Source organism: Acinetobacter sp. YH12099 (genome assembly GCF_013419195.1).
Classification (GTDB): Bacteria; Pseudomonadota; Gammaproteobacteria; order Pseudomonadales; family Moraxellaceae; genus Acinetobacter; species Acinetobacter towneri.
The window spans coordinates 21,204-38,434 of sequence record NZ_VPAP01000003.1; the positions used below are offsets into that span (position 1 = coordinate 21,204).

A 17,231-nucleotide genomic window follows, 5' to 3' on the forward strand; every position below is an offset into this window, starting at 1 on the left:
CACATAACAAAATGTAGGGAATGCAATGTCTAATAAACGTTACAGTCAGCTTTATCGTAATTTCACTAAAAAAATCTTAGATAAGATTGTGACGCCACAAGTATTAGGCACGACTGCAGAATTAGAACATCGTGTTGCACAAAGCTCTGAAAAAACACAATTTTGTTATGTGCTGCAAGATGCCTCTCTCAGCAATACCGTATTGATTGATCAGCAGACGCAATCTCGTGGTTTACCTTCTGTGTATGCGCCTTTAAACATTGCCGAGCATCAGGAAGACGATTCCATTTTGGTCTTGCGTGAGAAAAACCCACAGCACAGTGCTTATCACTACTCTGCTAAATTGATTCGACTCATTGAAACCTTAGAGCAACATCCTGAACATGATGTGTTGTTAGTTCCCGTAACTGTACTTTGGGGACGTTCACCCGAATACGAAGACTCTTGGTTTAAAGCATTATTTGCCGATGCATGGTCTACGCCAAACAAGCTTAAACAAACCATTAATATTTCGCTCTATTCACGTGATAACTACATCGAGTTTCATAAAGCAATTTCCTTACGTCAGCTTATTGAACAAGCCACACAACAACAACCACACTTATCGCCTGCGCACTTTATTGAGCAACATCTGGAACACAATTTTAATCAACACAAAGAAGCGATTTTAGGCCCAGACTTATCTGACCGCCGTAATTTGATTCATGCGTTGATGAAAAGTGAAGCAGTACAACAAGCTATTCGTAAAGAAAGTATCGAACAAAAAGTCAGTATGTTTGAAGCAGAAAACCGTGCTAAAAGCTATTTAACTGAAATTGTATCGGACTTTTCTTATTCGACTTTGCGTTTTGCTGAACTGGCACTGACCAAGCTTTGGACACAGCTCTATGATGGCATTGAAGTGCATCACTTTGACACGGTACGCGAACTCGCCAAAGACTATGAAATCGTCTATACCCCTTGTCATCGTAGCCACATCGACTATTTGTTGCTGTCTTATGTGATTTTTAATCGTGGCTTGATGGTGCCGCATATTGCAGCAGGTATTAATTTAAATTTACCAATTGTGGGTCAATTAATGCGTGGTGCAGGTGCGTATTTTATTCGCCGTACTTTCAGCGGCAATGAATTATACACCTCGGTATTTAAAGAATATATACACAGTTTATTGTCACGCAACACCCCACTCGAATACTTCATTGAAGGTGGACGCTCACGTACAGGTTTATTGTTACCGCCGAAAAAAGGCATGTTGTCGATGACCATTCAAAGCCATTTACGCGGAGCAACCAAACCAATTGCATTTATTCCAACGTATTTTGGTTATGAAAAACTGATTGAAGGCACATCTTATTTAAATGAATTAAACGGCAAACCGAAAGAAGCCGAATCTTTATGGGGTATTTTAAACTCTGCCCGTAAAATTGAAAAAGTCTTTGGTCAGGTCTATGTCAACTTTGGCGAACCTGTATTTTTAGATGATGTTTTAACTGCCAACCAAGCACGCGATGTAAAACTGAACATAAATGATGAACTACCGACCTCTGTGATTCACACGGTAGATCATACTGCGCATGCAATCTTGGAAAATATCAATAAAGCGGTGGTGATTAACCCAATCGCCCTCATCTCTCTGATTTTATTAAATGCCGATCAACATGCATTGAAACAAGATGAGCTGCTCGCCCGAATTGAACAATATCGACGTTTGCTCAAACAATTGTGCTACGACCCACGTATGATTATTACGGGTTTAAATCCACAAGAAATTATTGAATATGCGCTAAAACTTAAACAAGTTGAGCGTTATAACCAAGATGGTGTAGAACAGATTCGAGTCGCAGAAAGCCAAAAAATCTTATTGAGCTATTTTAGCAATAATATTTTGCACTGCTTTATTTTGCCTGCGTGTGTAGCATTAATTGTGCAGCAGTTTAATGAACAAAATTTAGCATTATCATGCGCAGATTTAATGCAAAAACTGCAGGCGATTTATCCATATTTGAAGCAAGAGTTTTTCTTGGCATGGACGGCGCAAGAACTTTCTCAAGAAATCGAAAAAATTGTGGCGTACTTTATTCAGCAAAATTGGGTTACAGAAGCAAATCTGCAATTACAGCCGAACCCAGCTACACAGCATGAACTCTATGCCTTAGCTGAACTGGCAAAACCAAGTTTAAATAATTTCGTATTGATTCAAGGGCTTTTGCAGCGTTATAGCGCACACATCCCTTTAAATCTGAAAGTTTTGGAAAAAATGACCAAAACCGTATTACAACGCGCTGCAGATTCTGCACAATTTAAGTCTGCATATTATTTTGATAGTGCCACCTTAAAAAGTTTTATCAGCAGTTTAGATCAGCAAGCCTTGTTGCAACACAATGCTGCGCAGATAAGCCTAGATGATACTTTTAGTGCCAAAATGTCTGAATACTTTGCTTGGTATAACCCAGAAATTCACGAGTTATTAGCTGCATCGAGTGAATTTAGTGAGAAAGAATTAAAAAGTTTTGAACAGGTGAAAAAATAGGTTTTATTGTAACTCAGCCACTTTTTTATCAATTTTTTGATTAGAATATCAGCCCATTATTTATGATTGGCTGATATCTTTTCTTAAATGATACTTGTTCTCATATATAAATAATGATTTATGTTATATAATTTATCTTCCACTCCCGCCTAATATATATTGGGTTAGCTGTAAATTAAGAGAATAAAACAATGAACGATGGTCTTGAAATCACATCAATGCGTGAATCTGCGGATACCGTTGTTGGAATTTTAAAATCTTTGGCGAATAGTGACCGTCTTTTAATTCTTTGTCATTTATCTCAACAAGAATTAAACGTATCGCAAATTGAAGAAATAACTCAAATTCATCAGCCTACTTTATCGCAACAATTAATGATGCTGCGTAAAAGTGATGTGGTGAATACCCGCCGTGATGGCAAGCAAATTTTTTATTCAATTAAAGATGAAAAAATGGTGCAGGTACTTAATACCCTCTATGCACTTTATTGCCCGCAGGTCTAAATGATAATGCCTGTATTATCAGGCATCACCATAAAACTTGAATACTCTCCTGCTATTTCAAAGACTTCTTAGCATTTTTTGTTCATAATATATCTAAATTTATGATTTAGATTTCAGTATGTCAGATTTCAATTCACGTTTGGCTCGTGTACTACCTGCTTGGCAATGGCTGCGAAAATACAATGCAGAAACATTGAAATCTGATCTGCTGTCTGCGTTTATTGTCATTGCCATGTTGGTACCTCAAGGAATGGCCTATGCCATGCTTGCAGGTTTGCCTCCTGTCATGGGTTTATACGCGAGCGTGATCCCCATGATCATGTACGCCTTGGTTGGTGGCAGCCCAACCTTGTCCATTGGCCCAGTCGCCATTATTTCCATGATGACCTTTGCGACGCTCAATCCATTATTTGAAGTCGGCTCGGCAGCTTATATTCAAGCAGCCTGTTTACTTGCTGTGATGGTCGGCATTATTTCGCTACTTTTAGGGATTTTTCGCTTCGGTTTTTTAATTCAACTCATTAGCCATCCTGTTATTAAAAGCTTCATTATTGCCTCTGCATTAATGATTGCGATTGGACAGCTTAAATTTGTGTTAGACATCCCCCTTAAAGCCAATAACTTACCTGAGTTCTTATACAGCTTTTGGAAATATGTGGGACAAACCCATTTTTATAGCGTGCTCTTGGGTGTTGCTGCCATTTTATTTCTAATTTATGCCCCTAAAATCATCAACAGTAATGCCATTCGTGAGCGTGTTCGAGGTAGCGGCTTTATCTTAAAAGCCTTGCCATTGGTATTGGTGATCGGTTCAATTGCTTTGGTTTATTCATTGCATTTGCAACAAATCGGCATTAAAACAGTCGGAGAAATTCCTTCAGGATTTCCGCCTATTCAATTCCCTGAATGGAATGCACAACTTGTTCTACAACTCCTTCCTGGCGCAGCCATGATTGCCATGATCAGTTTTGTGGAATCTCTGTCTATTGCGCAAGCCACCGCCTTACAACAACGTAGTCACTTAAATAGCAATCAGGAACTGATTGCACTCGGTTTAGCCAATTTTGGCGCAGGTGTTAGCTCCTCTTTTCCCGTCACAGGCAGTTTGTCGCGTACCGTGGTCAATGCCGATGCAGGTGCAAAAACACCAATGGCAGGTGTATTTACCTCCATCGTGATTGTTATTGTCAGTTTATACTTCACGGGATTTTTCCAAGACTTACCACTGGCTGTTTTGGCTGCAACCATTATTGTTTCAATTTGGAAACTGGTCGAGTTCCAATCTTTTAAAGAAACTTGGCGTTATTCCAAAGCCGATGGTCTGGCCATGTGGGTGACGTTCTTTGGTGTTGTATTCATTGATATTTCGACAGGTTTAATTATTGGGATTGTGTCCACCTTTATTCTAATGTTGTGGCGTATTAGCCGACCACATATTGCGGTAATTGGTTTACTTGAAGGCACACAACATTTTCGTAATATTCAGCGGCATCAAGTGCGTACCGCGCCACACGTGCTATCCATGCGAATTGATGAAAATCTAACCTTTTTAAATGCCAATACTTTAAAAGGCTTTTTTATTAATCAAGTCAGCCAAAACCCTCAGTTAAAGCATGTAGTGGTGAATTGTTCGAGTATTAGCAGTATTGATTTAAGCGCACTCGAAATGCTGGAAGATTTAAATCTTGAACTAAAAAAATTGAATATTTGTCTGCATTTTTCTGAAATTAAAGGCCCGGTAATGGACAAATTACAACACTCAAAACTTTTGCAGCATTTAAATGGAAAAGTTTTTTTTTCACATTATTTAGCCATGCAAGAGCTTGCGCCTGAACTGACTTAAAGATCAAGAAATTGATCTTTAATTTTATCTTTAAAACTGGATGTTCAACACACATACTTTTTGATCAATGAGTACTTTTATCTTGCTGAAATTTAAACAGTTTAATAAATATCACTTTTAAAAATATAGACTTAACTTTTAAATCAAAATTATTTTTAAGCACATGGATATTTCAGTATAAAATAGCCGCTTTTCTTTTACCTTATTTTCGTATGTTTTCAGCTTTTTTGCGTTTGAGTTTAGTCTCCCGAATTATGATTGCAATTGTACTCGGTGTGGCTGTTGCAATTTTATTTCCAGAATCTGCGCCTTATTTAAGCCTTTTGGGTGATTTATTTATTAAAGCCCTAAAGTCTGTTGCGCCAATTTTAGTCTTTATTTTGGTCATGGCATCCATTGCCAATTTTAAAATTGGAAGTAGCAATGCTTATATCAAACCGATTATGCTGATGTATGCGATTGGTATGTTCTTGGCTGCGCTCAGTGCGGTCATTGCAAGCTCACTTTTCCCAAGTACATTATTTTTAGATGTTGCAACACAGTCAGAATTAACCCCGCCGGGCAGTCTTGCTGAAATTTTGAATAATCTTTTACTTAGTTTTGTTGCTAACCCTGTAGTTGCCATTGCCGAAGCCAACTTTATTGGTATTTTGGCTTGGGCTGTGGCTTTAGGGATTGCCTTCCGCCATGCTACAGAGTCCACCAAAGCATTGTTGAATGATGCAGCCAATGCAGTCAATCGCGTTATTCGCTTGGTGATTAACTTTGCGCCTTTCGGTATTTTTGGCTTGGTTGCCGTGACATTTGCCGATGCAGGCTTGAGCACCTTAGCCAGTTATGCTCAATTATTGGCAGTCTTGTTAGGTACGATGTTCTTTGTCGCGTTGGTCATCAACCCAATCATGGTGGCATTTGTGACCCGCAGCAATCCTTATCCTTTAGTTTTTCAATGCTTACGCGAAAGTGGCATTACTGCTTTCTTTACCCGTAGTTCTGCAGCCAATATCCCTGTCAATTTAGACTTAGCCAAGCGTTTAGGCGTACAGGAATCAACCGCGAGTGTTGCAATTCCGTTAGGTGCAGTAATTAACATGGCAGGCGCATCGGTCACCATTACCGTTTTGACCTTAGCTGCGGTAAATACTTTAGGAATTTCTGTCGATTTTAGCACCATGCTGATTTTATCTGTGGTTGCAACGGTGTCGGCCTGTGGTGCTTCAGGCGTTGCGGGCGGCTCGTTACTGCTGATTCCTGTAGCGTGTGGCTTATTTGGTATTTCTTCAGATATTGCCATGCAAGTTGTTGCAATTGGTATGGTCATTAGCGTATTGCAAGATTCAACCGAAACTGCACTTAACTCATCTACCGATGTGCTATTTACTACTGCGGTTGACCGTGGTTTGAGTTAAGATACAATGCGTTAGGAAACTTACGCAATCATCCATTATGCCTTTTCAAACTTTACCCCTTTGGGTGCAATTTGGTGCTTTTTTTCTAGCCGTCAATGCTGGAATTATTAACGTACTCGGATTGGTGACCGTATTGCACCAGTCCGTTTCGCACATGACTGGTAACGTTAGTATCTTGGCGATGGCGCTAATCGACTGGAAACCAGAAGCCATGATTTTCTTGTTTCTGGTGATTTTGTGCTATGTGATTGGCTCATTTTATAGCGGCGTCATTTTAGGAAATAGCAATTTTCGCTTAGGGCGTCGTTATGGTTTGCCCATGAGTTTGGTGGCATTTTTTATTTTAATCTGCTGGGCATTATTGCCTTATTTCCCACGTTATGCCCTGCTTTGGGCATCGGTTGCCATGGGCATACAAAATGCCATGATCAGCTACTATAAAGGCACCATCATCCGCACCACACATTTATCTGGGGTATTGACCGATTTAGGCTTAGCTCTCGGTTATCGAGTGCGGGGCTTACAAGTTGAAAAAAGGCGTATTGTTTTACACCTACTGATTTTAATTGGTTTCTTTGTGGGTGGATTACTCGCTGCAGCCATTTATCCTACATTTAAACTGAATTCTTTTCTGGTACCTGCAGGACTCAGCCTAAGTTTGAGTTTGGTGTATTGGATTATTTATTTTCGCTATCGACATCTTCAACATTAAGTTTCGGAAATTATCATGGTTAAAAATGCACTACAGGCACAATTGCTCAAAGCGGGTTTAGTGGATAATAAAAAAGCAAAAAAACTGTCTAAACAAACCTTACACGAACAGCGCACAGGTGAAAGTAAAGATGCTGAAGTGAAAGCCAAAATTGCACAGGCACAGCAAGAAAAACTCGCCAAAGACCAAGCTATTGAGCAAGAAAAGAAAGCCGCTTTACAGGAAAAAGAACTGAAAGCAGCAATTATGCAAATGATTCAGCAGCATAAAATTCGTGATACCGATGGTGAAGTGGCTTATCAGTTTTTAGATGGCAAGATTAAAAAAGTGTATATCAATCAACAAATTTACAATGCACTCGTGGCAGGTAGTTTGGTGATTGCCAAAGAAAATGACAGTTATGCGTTCCTGCCTAAAGCTTTAGCTGAACGTATTAATAGCAAAATGGAAGGCTTTATTATTGTCAATAATGCCGAGAAAAATGAAGCCACGACAGATGAAGAAGATCCATACGCAGCCTATGTGATTCCAGATGATTTAATGTGGTAGATCACGCAAGTATTTATGCTAGGTATCTATTCAAAGCCAGTATCTGTACTGGCTTTTTTATTATGACTGCAACTTGATTGAAAACTTTCAGTAAAAACAAATAATTGAAATGTAGCAAAAAGTTACTCAGCCTTCAAATTTAAACTTTAGTCGATACACTATCTAACAATTTCATACATCAATGAAGAATTAAGGTGAATTGCAGGCCAAAATTCTAAGTGCCGTGCAGACGAAAATCAGCAACCTTAAAGCGAGGACCTTTTGCAAGAATTTAATTTTATTCAAAATATTCAGGAATGGTATAACCAATACCCTTGGTTAGAAATGCTGACCTCACTCAGTATTGTGATTCTACTGGCAATTTTAGCCAACTTTATTGCCAAGCAAATTGTAGTGCGCGGGATTCGCAAACTGATTTCTAAAATGACCTTTGCCAATAGTGAAATTATTTCACAGCATAGTGTCATCCGACGTATTGCCAACATTGTCCCAGCTGTCGTGATTATGAACGGCATCACCACCGTACCGCATTTGTCAGATAAAGTAGAAAGCTTTGTGCAAATGGGTGCGCAAGCCTTTATATTCCTGACCATTGCATTGGCAATTTCTGAATTTTTAAATATTTTTAACCTGTTCTATCAACGCAACCCTAAGTCACGCAACAAGCCAATTAAGGGCTATTTGCAGTTAGTTAAACTCATTATTTATGTGGTCTGTGCCCTCATGATTTTAGGCACTTTCCTGAAAAAAGATGTGTTTACCTTACTCGCAGGTTTTGGTGCGATGGCTGCTGTTTTGATGTTGGTTTTCCAAAATACCATTTTATCTCTAGTGGCTTCGGTACAAATTTCTTCCTACGATATGGTACGGATTGGTGACTGGATTGAAATGCCTTCTTTAAATGCCGATGGTGATGTCATTGATATGTCATTACATACAGTCACCGTGCAAAACTGGGATAAAACCCTGACCACTATTCCAACCAATAAACTCATTACCGATACCTTTAAAAACTGGCGTGGCATGCAGGAAGCTGGTGCCCGACGTATTAAACGTGCCATTTTAATTGATCAAAGTTCTGTGCACTTTATGACTGAACATGAACAAAGCAAACTTAAAGAGTTTTTGTTATTGGATCAATATTTACATAGCAAAAATGAAGAAATTGAGCAGTTTAATCAGCAGTTAGCAAATCAATCACAATACAACCAACGCCGTTTAACCAATTTAGGGACTTTCCGCGCCTATGTTGAGTTTTATCTGAAACAGCATCCTGGCATTAATCAATCTCAGTCATTGATTATTCGTCAACTACAGCCAAGCAGTGAAGGTTTACCACTAGAAATTTATGCCTTTACCAAAACCACTGCATGGAAAGAATATGAAAGTATTCAATCCGATATTTTTGATCATTTGCTGGCAATTATTCCGGAGTTTGGCTTAAAAGTGTATCAAGCCCCATCAGGTTCAGATTTAAAGCAAATTGGCGCACCATTTAAAGCAAGCTCTGCCAAAAGTCTAAATCCTTTAGAAATTGACGAGGCATAATTATGGATTTATTGCTGAGCCATGTGTCGCAAAATGCTTGCATGGCTCAGTAGCCGTTTTTATTTTCAGCAAGACGATAAAATTTTCATTAAATTAAAATGCACTCGTACACTCGTATATGAATAAGAGAAAATAAAGTCTTATTTGTAAGAGCTTTGTTGAAACAAATATCTAACACTATGTTTTAATTATATTTAAATTTCCTCAAACCTTTAAATCACAGCTTGCTCCAAATTTATGTAATAAGGTCATTGCCGGTTGAAAAAGTCTAATGATTCTAAGAATTCACCTAACTTTTCAACTCACTAAAATGTGTCGCTCTTGTTAATTGATTCTGGATTCGAAAAATGATCATCAATAATTCGTCTAATGAAAGATTGAAATTCACTACTTTTGTGCTTTAGCGCTCTAGATGATCAATACACGCGCTACAGGATGAGGGGTACGAGTTTATAAAAGATCTCTAATAGACCAAATAATGAAAAGTTTAAGGCAGGACGCGGTACAACGTCGCAAAACATTGTTCTGCTTTTTCATTACTACAGAAATTAATGGTGTGCGCATTTTTCCATTTTACAAAATATTGTGAAATGTCCCCTGTTTGGTCTTCCTGATATCCAGAACAATCCACTTCATTATTGTCATATTTAACTTGCAAAATTAAAGCCGGTAACGAATTTGCAGGGTCTTGTGAAGGTTGATAATCATATACACCTGCAGACCATTCTTGACCGCTTTTAATCACCACATCGCTATTACTTTTAAAGTTGTAATATTCAATACATTTACGATTATTTGGGATTTGCATGCCCCACAGCCCCACAATTTCTGGACGGGTCACCACACGAAATTTATTGGTCGTTTCTGCTGCTACTGGCGTTAACTTGGCTGAATCTATTGTTGTATTTTCATTCGCAATCGCGCAGACAGAACATAAGCTTAAAACTGTGGTTAGATATATTTTTTTCATACATTTATTTAAAGATATAAACCGTTTAGACAACTTAGCATATTTTTAATCCAAATCTGCAAGCAAAAACATAACACAACAATTTTATTTAACAAAAGTGTGACTCAGTTTACATTTAATCGACTTTGTAGGTAATGGTTATTTGATATGATCGCGTTTCTGTTGTGAGTGTCACACTCATTCAAGTTTTTTTCTTAATTATCAACCCATTGCAAAAGTGAGTTTAGTACTTGCAAAACTTTAGCATACCGCAAACTATATCTTCGACTCAAAAGCAAATATTTGCCTTTGGGCTGCTTGCCGTTGTGGTATTTTTTGCTTGTTTATTGGGTATTTTTACTCCCCCGCTTAGCTACTTTTCGTTTTTTTGGCCAAGCAACGCCCTCTTGTTGGGGCTACTCATTCGCTTTCCATCTTTAAAAAGTTTTGGTGGAATTTTGGGTGCTTTTTTTGGCTATATGGGCGCCGATTTGGTCACAGACAATACTTTCCTGATGACGCTAGGTTTAACGCTTTCAAACTTTGTTGCTGTTTTTAGTGGGTTGTTTTTCTTTAATTTTGCCCGCGCTAAACTTCCAGCGAGCAATAATAATGTGTCAGAGCTATATCCACATATTATTGCTGTAACTTTAGGCTGTTTCTTTGGGGCTTTATTTGCCATTCTTCTGCTGCCAAATTTGCCGCACACCTTTATGTTAAAAGAAAATCGTTGGATTGATTTTTTTACTTGGTGGTCTGGTGAAATTTTAAATGCGGTAATTGTCTTACCTTTAATTTTGGCTGCCCCAGGCTGGTCTAAATTCAAAAAACTTATAAATAATCAATATGCTAAAGAAACTCAAATTCAGGATATCTTGCCCTTTTTTGCATTACTGATCTCTATCGCCTGCACCCATATTTTTTATGGACCAGGTGCATTGTTGTATCCATTGGCTGCATTAATTTGGGCAGCTGCCAGCTATCAACTTTTTAATTTGGCACTGATTAATAGCTTGGTCTGTTTAACTCTGTATCACAGCGTCACAGGCTTGTTTATAGATCAAGTGAATTCGAGTTATTTAACCACCATTATTTCTATTCGTGTGGGTTTAATTATTTTAGGTCTTGCCACGTTAATTTTATGTGTGATTAGCCAAAACCGAAATCAGTTGTATAGAGAAGTATTGTATTTGGCAAATCATGACAGTTTAACCGAAACACTGAACCGCCGTAGTTTTACTCAGTTAAGTGAAAAAGCTTTAAAGCATAAAAACAATCATTCATTGTCTTTAATTATGTTAGATATCGACGATTTTAAAAAAATGAATGATCAATATGGGCATTATGTCGGTGACCGTGCTTTGCAACATCTCTCTAACATCGTTAAAAGCAATTTACGTGATCACGATTTATTTTGTCGCATTGGTGGTGAAGAGTTCATTATTTTGCTGAACAATAATAACTTAAATAAAACTCAACGCATTGCAGAACGTATTCGTATGTGTATTGAACATCAAGCGTTAAATTTAGAAAACCTTGAACCCATTCATTTTACAGTAAGCATGGGCGTGTCACATACACACTTACCCACCAATCTCCCTTTACAAGATTTAATTATTCAGGCAGATCAGGCGCTATATCAGGCAAAAATGCAAGGTCGTAATCGGGTCATTCTTGCTTCTTAAACAAAAATAGCATACAACATCAATTTGACAATACAGATTTTCAGGATTGAAATGAAACTTGCAGAATACCTCCAATATGATGCTTTAGGCTTGGCAGAGCTCGTTGCCAAAAAGGATGTTCAGGCCTCAGAATTATTAGATATTGCGTTACAACATGCTGAACAAACCAATCCACAATTAAATGCCATTATTATTCCTATGCATGAACATGCACGGCAGCGCACACAAACAAAATTAACAGGCCCATTTGCAGGTGTGCCCTTTTTAGTCAAAGACTTATTTCAACAATATGCAGGCTATCCGACTTCATTTGGTTGTCAGGGTTTAAAACGTGCGCATCATCTTGCAGAACAAAATGCAGAAATTGTAAATCGTTGGGAAAATAGCGGAATCGTTACCTTTGGACGTACCAACACGCCTGAATTTGGGATTAAAGGGATAACCGAGCCAGATGCTTGGGGTGCATGTAAAAATCCATGGAATTTGAAACACAATAGTGGTGGTTCTTCTGGTGGTTCTGCGTCTGCAGTTGCGGCAGGTATTGTGCCGATTGCAGGGGCAAGTGATGGCGGTGGTTCAATTCGTATTCCTGCGTCTTACTGTGGTTTGTTTGGTTTAAAACCAAGTCGTGGACGCACCCCGTGGGGGCCACAACTCAGTGAAGCCATGCATGGTGCAGCGATGCAACATATTTTAAGTAAAAGTGTACGTGACAGTGCGGCAATGCTCGATGCAACGCATGGCGCAGATGGTCATTCACTTTTCAAAATTGAAGCTCCTGAACGCAGTTATTTAGATGCAATTCAGCAAGCGCCAAAAAAATTAAGAATCGCATATTCGACCCAATCTCCGATTGGTACAGCTGTTTCACAAGATGCGATCAATGCCATTCAAAAAACCGTACAGCTTTTAGAATCTTTAGGGCATGAAGTTGTTGAAGACCGTCCGGCTATTGATGGTATGCAATTGGCCAAAGATTTTATTACCACATGGTTTAGCCAATTTGCTTATTTAATTGCTGAAATTCAAACTCGCCTGCCAAATCATTCCGATAATTTTGAGCTCGACTCTTTGGCTTTGGCTGCCTTTGGCGCAAAAACCACGTCAGTAGATTACATTCGTAATTTGAATAATTGGGGGGTATATGTCGCGCAAATGAATCAATTCTTTGAGCGTTATGATTTATACCTCATCCCTGCAACTGCCTCAGTTGCACCAAAAAATGGCGAAGTTAAAACTCCTGCATGGCAAAAACCAATTTTAAAAACACTATTACATGCAGGTAAAGCACATTGGTTAGCGCAAGGTAAATTGGTCGATCGCATTGTCAAAGAAAACCTAAAATGGGTGCCATTTACTCAACTTGCCAATATTACTGGGCTGCCAGCAATGTCTGTGCCATTGTATTGGAATAAAGATAACTTACCATTGGGTTCGCAGTTTATTGCGCCTTTTGCACGTGAAGATGTGCTTTTACAACTGGCCGCACAACTTGAAACGGCTCAACCGTGGTGGCATCAATACGCTAAAATCCGTATTTGATGTAGCAATGAGTAAGAAGCAAGCAAACTATGCTAATCCAACGTTGCTTGCTTCTATTTTTGATAAAAGAACGCTATTACCAACTAGGCTTTGGTATCACTCGACATTGACTGCGATTCTAATTGCTTTGGCAATCCCCAAATAAAACACAGACCAACGAGTGTAGATAATCCTGCAAAAATAAAAATCCATTCGCCTGAAACAATATCCCAATAATGCCCTGCCAAAATACTCCCCAGTGCAACACCTAAACCCCACATGGTACTGTAAAGTGCTTGCCCACGACCTTGTTGCCCTGCAGAAAAGTTTTGAAAAATCACCCGCATGGCAATGATATGAAATAATCCAAAACTAAAGGCATGGATGCTTTGTGCAAAAAAATGTGCAAAAAATATGGATGGAAATAAACCAACTATCACCCAACGTAAGCCTGTTAAAATTAAACATACGGCAACCAGTGAACGCCAAGACCAACGCTTTAAAAACAAACTCGCATAGGCAAACATAATGATTTCAGCAACCACCCCGACAGACCATAATAAACCGATCTGACTTGTGCTAAATCCTGCCTGACTTAAAAAATTACTATAAAAACTATAAAATGGTGCATGCGAAAACAGCAAAATCAATTCAATAATAAAAAATGAATGGACCACTGGGCGCTTTAAAATGGGCAATAAGGGTTCAAGTTGTTTTTGTGCAATGGGTGCGGTGCTTGGTTCTTGAATACTGAATGACCATAGAAATGCCAGTAAAGAAATACTGAGTAGCAACATCGGTAACATGGAGATTGGTATAATTTCTAAAATAGCACCTATGCCAAAAACCCCGACAATAAAACCTATAGAGCCCCATTTACGCACTTTGCCATAGAGTTCCGCACGTTTCTCGCCCAACCAAAACAAAGTCACGCCTTCAAATTGTGCCAAAATTGCGTTTTGGAAAAAGCTAAAAATTAGCATGAGTAATGCAACAGACTGAAAGCTATTCGGAACAATAAAAATCAGTAACCAAATACTGGCTTCCATCCAAGTTGCGATGCGCACCAAAAGCATCCGTTTGCCTGATTTATCGGCAATCCATCCCCAAATAAAAGGCGCGAAAAAGCGCGTTAAAATGGCAATGGAAGATAAAACACCAATTTCCTGATAATTAAAGCCTTGATCTTCTAAGTACAGGCTCCAAAAAGGCAAAAACGTCCCAACAATTGCATAGTAGAAAAAGTAGAATCCACCTAAACGTGTCGATATATTCAAGGCTTGCATCAATGTATATTTCCTTGATTTTTCAAACACATAAATAAGTGCATTTCTAACCTGATCTAAAATTTTAAGACAACCGATATATTAACACTGTAGTACTTTAATTTTGAGTGATTGGCTGATTAAAACGAAAAACCCTGAAAATCAGATCAAATTTTCAGGGTAATATTGAGAAAATTTCTTAAAATTGTTTAGCCGCAAGAAGCTTGTAGAATAATTTTAGTTTTCGGATCGACCACTACAGTGACGCGATTCATACGATAATCCATTGTTACAGGCTGACCTGGTGTAACCATTCTCACAATTTCAGCTCGGGTAAGCGCTTTAATTTGTGTTTCAGTCAAACCTGTTTTACCAACTAACTGCGCAGCAGATTCTGGGACACAATTTTGCATGGTCTGTGGCACCTGAGTTTGTTCATTGATAGGCTGATTACTACACGCAGCTAAAGTTGCCACACTTAAAACAGCCAAAACACTATATAACTTTTTCATGTTGATACTCGTTTTTAATTTCTTCAAACCAACTCAAAATAACATAACTGATTAAATATGCAGTAAATTTACTGAATAAAACTGTGATGATAGTTTTATTGATCAAAATAAATTAGATGTAAGTTTGGATTAAGTTTAATTCTCAATCACACTTAAACTCAGTTTCATCCAATCAATTGCATGTTGGCGACGCTCTTCTAAAGCATTCCATAGCGTATCTTGCGATAATATAGAATATTCCCCTTCGCGGCAGCTAAGTTCAGGCGCATTTTCATAGTCCTCAAGCCATTGTTCACTTTGATAATAGGCCTGTAATTCTTGCCAGAGCTTTTCTGCAGCTTGCCATTTTTGCTGCGCTTCTCGCATCTGTCGATGTAAATCATGCCATTGCTCATATTGTTGCTGTAAAACCTGAGCATCGTACATTTTATTTTTACTCATAGCTGAAATTCAAAAATTAAGATGACATGAGCGTACAATAATTCAAGATCAAGGAATGTGAGTGTATGTAGGTTTTATTTAAAGAAACATATATTGCTATATTTTTTTGCATTAATTTTTAAAGAAGACAATTCCTGATTTATTTAGTCAACTTTAGCTTCATTACTTTCAGTAAAATTTAGTATAAAAGTGTAATTCCATCTTTTTATCAAAAGTTAAAGTCATTAGTATAAGTTTGCTTCAATTTTTTAGAAAAGGTACAAAAATGAAATATATTTTAGGGGCAACATTACTTGCATTCGGTTTAATGGGATGTAACTCAAATTTAAATAATGAAGTGAGCCAAGAAAAAGTACAAAGTAATGCACCTGCAGAAACACAAGTTATTTATTTTAATGGCCCACAAGATTTAACCATTGAATTAAAATCTTCAGATAATTTTGAAACTGCAGAAATGGTAGATAATTCAGACACAGTTTATCATTTAAAACGTGCTGTATCTGGTAGCGGTATTTTACTGAGCAATGATGATGGTGTATCTATTCACTTTAAAGGTGGTGAAGGAGTACTTGAGTTAGTCAAAGATCAGCCTATTAATATTACTGAATTTAAAAAATAGATTTTTTGCTGATTTTAGGCATACATAAGGACGAAAGTAATAATACTATTGGTAATTACATAGTCGAAGGCACCAAGCCATCAACTAAAGATAAAGTTATTAATGTTGAAACACAATATTATGAAAATCCAGGACATCATGACTTGAAAGATGGAAATATGCCTTATAACTCTACTAAAGCAATAATTACTGACAATCATGTAAAATTATGGGAAAACAGTGTAAAAATTGATAGTGATCCAAAAATAGATGGGCAATTGAAAATAAAGATGGGAAGGTCATTTATCATAGGTTTCAAGATGATGGTAATGGCAATTTCCATTGGAATGGTTCGACAAAAGGTATTACGTCCTCAGGAAAGGAACGAAATATCAAGATTTCTGATGTCCCTTCTGACTTGATAAAAATGGTAGATAGCAAATGAATAGAATTGGAAACGATCAAGTTTTTATAGAGTTTGATGGAAATTATCAGAATAGTAATTTCATCCCATTGCGTTTATGTATTGAGGGGGAGTATCTAGGAACTTTAGACTCTCCTACTTATGTGACTAGCTTTATAAATTCACTAAAAAACTTACTAAATGATAATTACTATTATAGCAATGTGATAAATGATGAAAATTGTAAAAAATTTTTCTATCCTAAAGGTTTATTATCTGAGAATTACAGAATCACTTTAGAAGAAACCTTTGATGATTTCAGTAAAAGGGCAGCAAGGAATAATAATACTATTTATTTTACTTGGTTTTTATATGAAGATCATTTTTTTGAATACAAAGATAACATTGTAAATAAGGTAATTTTTTCTAAATGTAAAAGTCTAGATTTACTCAATTTAATAGATGATTTTCTTGAAGTAATTAATTAAGGGGCTGTAGTCGATAAGGCTAAATACCCACCAAAATTAGGAGATGACAACAGCACTCAATGGACTTTCAGCAGCGATTAGTACAGGGATGGTAACGGTTGCGAAGAAAGGTGGTGGTATTGTTATTGATACTGCTAAAAGTACTAAACGTATTTTAGAGCCTGTAAATTATTTTGTGTAAGTTCGATTTTTTAATCGATCATCGAACGTAATCGTAAATCAGTTCATCGCTAAATGATATAAGTAGCGCTGTTGTGCAATATTGGCATTTGAAT

16 protein-coding genes and 1 pseudogene are annotated in these 17,231 nt (G+C 37.6%); 13 read left to right on the top strand and 4 right to left on the bottom strand.

The window, feature by feature from the left end:
• Positions 1–25: 25 nt before the first annotated feature.
• The 7 genes from plsB to FTU39_RS03085 all read left to right on the top strand — a co-directional run bounded on the left by plsB (position 26) and on the right by FTU39_RS03085 (position 9,094).
• Positions 26–2,530: a glycerol-3-phosphate 1-O-acyltransferase PlsB gene (plsB, locus tag FTU39_RS03055; protein ID WP_180051713.1), complete on the top strand. Its 2,505-nt coding sequence runs from the start codon at positions 26–28 to the stop codon at positions 2,528–2,530.
• A gap of 191 nt (positions 2,531–2,721) precedes the next feature.
• Positions 2,722–3,033 carry a metalloregulator ArsR/SmtB family transcription factor gene (locus FTU39_RS03060; protein ID WP_004973501.1) on the top strand — a complete coding sequence of 104 codons (312 nt, stop codon included), beginning with the start codon at positions 2,722–2,724 and terminating at the stop codon, positions 3,031–3,033.
• Positions 3,034–3,151: 118 nt separating this feature from the next.
• Complete coding sequence (locus FTU39_RS03065; protein WP_136143917.1) at positions 3,152–4,876, top strand: SulP family inorganic anion transporter; 1,725 nt, start codon at positions 3,152–3,154, stop codon at positions 4,874–4,876.
• A gap of 212 nt (positions 4,877–5,088) precedes the next feature.
• Positions 5,089–6,285, top strand: coding sequence for a serine/threonine transporter SstT (sstT, locus tag FTU39_RS03070; protein ID WP_180051714.1), 1,197 nt, complete (start codon positions 5,089–5,091; stop codon positions 6,283–6,285).
• A 37-nt stretch (positions 6,286–6,322) separates the two neighbouring features.
• Positions 6,323–6,997, top strand: a complete 675-nt coding sequence (locus tag FTU39_RS03075) for a YoaK family protein (protein ID WP_131261946.1) — start codon at positions 6,323–6,325, stop codon at positions 6,995–6,997.
• 15 nt (positions 6,998–7,012) lie between these two features.
• Positions 7,013–7,546, top strand: coding sequence for a DUF2058 domain-containing protein (locus tag FTU39_RS03080; protein ID WP_004973493.1), 534 nt, complete (start codon positions 7,013–7,015; stop codon positions 7,544–7,546).
• 261 nt (positions 7,547–7,807) lie between these two features.
• A complete protein-coding gene (locus FTU39_RS03085) occupies positions 7,808–9,094 on the top strand; it encodes a mechanosensitive ion channel family protein (RefSeq protein WP_180051715.1) in 1,287 nt (428 codons plus the stop codon).
• Between the two features lie 487 nt (positions 9,095–9,581).
• Here the strand turns inward: FTU39_RS03085 and FTU39_RS03090 are convergent, their stop codons facing one another.
• The gene (locus tag FTU39_RS03090; RefSeq protein ID WP_004973490.1) at positions 9,582–10,064 is read right to left on the bottom strand and encodes a hypothetical protein; all 483 of its coding nucleotides are present in this window, start codon (positions 10,062–10,064) and stop codon (positions 9,582–9,584) included.
• Between the two features lie 386 nt (positions 10,065–10,450).
• Here FTU39_RS03090 and FTU39_RS03095 point away from each other — a divergent pair, with 386 nt between their 5' ends.
• Both FTU39_RS03095 and FTU39_RS03100 read left to right on the top strand, forming a co-directional pair.
• A complete protein-coding gene (locus FTU39_RS03095) occupies positions 10,451–11,728 on the top strand; it encodes a GGDEF domain-containing protein (RefSeq protein ID WP_225555836.1) in 1,278 nt (425 codons plus the stop codon).
• Between the two features lie 51 nt (positions 11,729–11,779).
• Complete coding sequence (locus FTU39_RS03100; protein WP_180051716.1) at positions 11,780–13,270, top strand: amidase; 1,491 nt, start codon at positions 11,780–11,782, stop codon at positions 13,268–13,270.
• A gap of 83 nt (positions 13,271–13,353) precedes the next feature.
• On the opposite strand, the gene FTU39_RS03105 is transcribed toward FTU39_RS03100, so the two are convergent.
• The 3 genes and pseudogenes from FTU39_RS03105 to FTU39_RS03115 all read right to left on the bottom strand — a co-directional run bounded on the left by FTU39_RS03105 (position 13,354) and on the right by FTU39_RS03115 (position 15,467).
• Positions 13,354–14,535 carry an MFS transporter gene (locus FTU39_RS03105; protein ID WP_180051745.1) on the bottom strand — a complete coding sequence of 394 codons (1,182 nt, stop codon included), beginning with the start codon at positions 14,533–14,535 and terminating at the stop codon, positions 13,354–13,356.
• Positions 14,536–14,723: 188 nt separating this feature from the next.
• Positions 14,724–14,924 (bottom strand): annotated as a pseudogene (locus FTU39_RS03110) (I78 family peptidase inhibitor); the annotation flags it as partial.
• Positions 14,925–15,161: 237 nt separating this feature from the next.
• A complete protein-coding gene (locus tag FTU39_RS03115; protein WP_154320729.1) occupies positions 15,162–15,467 on the bottom strand; it encodes a DUF4298 domain-containing protein in 306 nt (101 codons plus the stop codon).
• Positions 15,468–15,732: 265 nt separating this feature from the next.
• Here FTU39_RS03115 and FTU39_RS03120 point away from each other — a divergent pair, with 265 nt between their 5' ends.
• Genes FTU39_RS03120 through FTU39_RS03135 form a run of 4 tightly spaced genes read left to right on the top strand, consistent with a single transcriptional unit; the run spans position 15,733 to position 17,137 of the window.
• Positions 15,733–16,086, top strand: a complete 354-nt coding sequence (locus tag FTU39_RS03120) for a hypothetical protein (protein WP_004973479.1) — start codon at positions 15,733–15,735, stop codon at positions 16,084–16,086.
• Positions 16,087–16,091: 5 nt separating this feature from the next.
• On the top strand, positions 16,092–16,487 hold the full coding sequence (locus FTU39_RS03125) for a hypothetical protein (RefSeq protein WP_180051717.1): 396 nt from the start codon (positions 16,092–16,094) through the stop codon (positions 16,485–16,487).
• A gap of 19 nt (positions 16,488–16,506) precedes the next feature.
• Positions 16,507–16,956, top strand: a complete 450-nt coding sequence (locus tag FTU39_RS03130) for a hypothetical protein (protein WP_096901592.1) — start codon at positions 16,507–16,509, stop codon at positions 16,954–16,956.
• Positions 16,957–16,999: 43 nt separating this feature from the next.
• The gene (locus FTU39_RS03135; RefSeq protein WP_158660382.1) at positions 17,000–17,137 is read left to right on the top strand and encodes a hypothetical protein; all 138 of its coding nucleotides are present in this window, start codon (positions 17,000–17,002) and stop codon (positions 17,135–17,137) included.
• Positions 17,138–17,231: the final 94 nt, after the last annotated feature.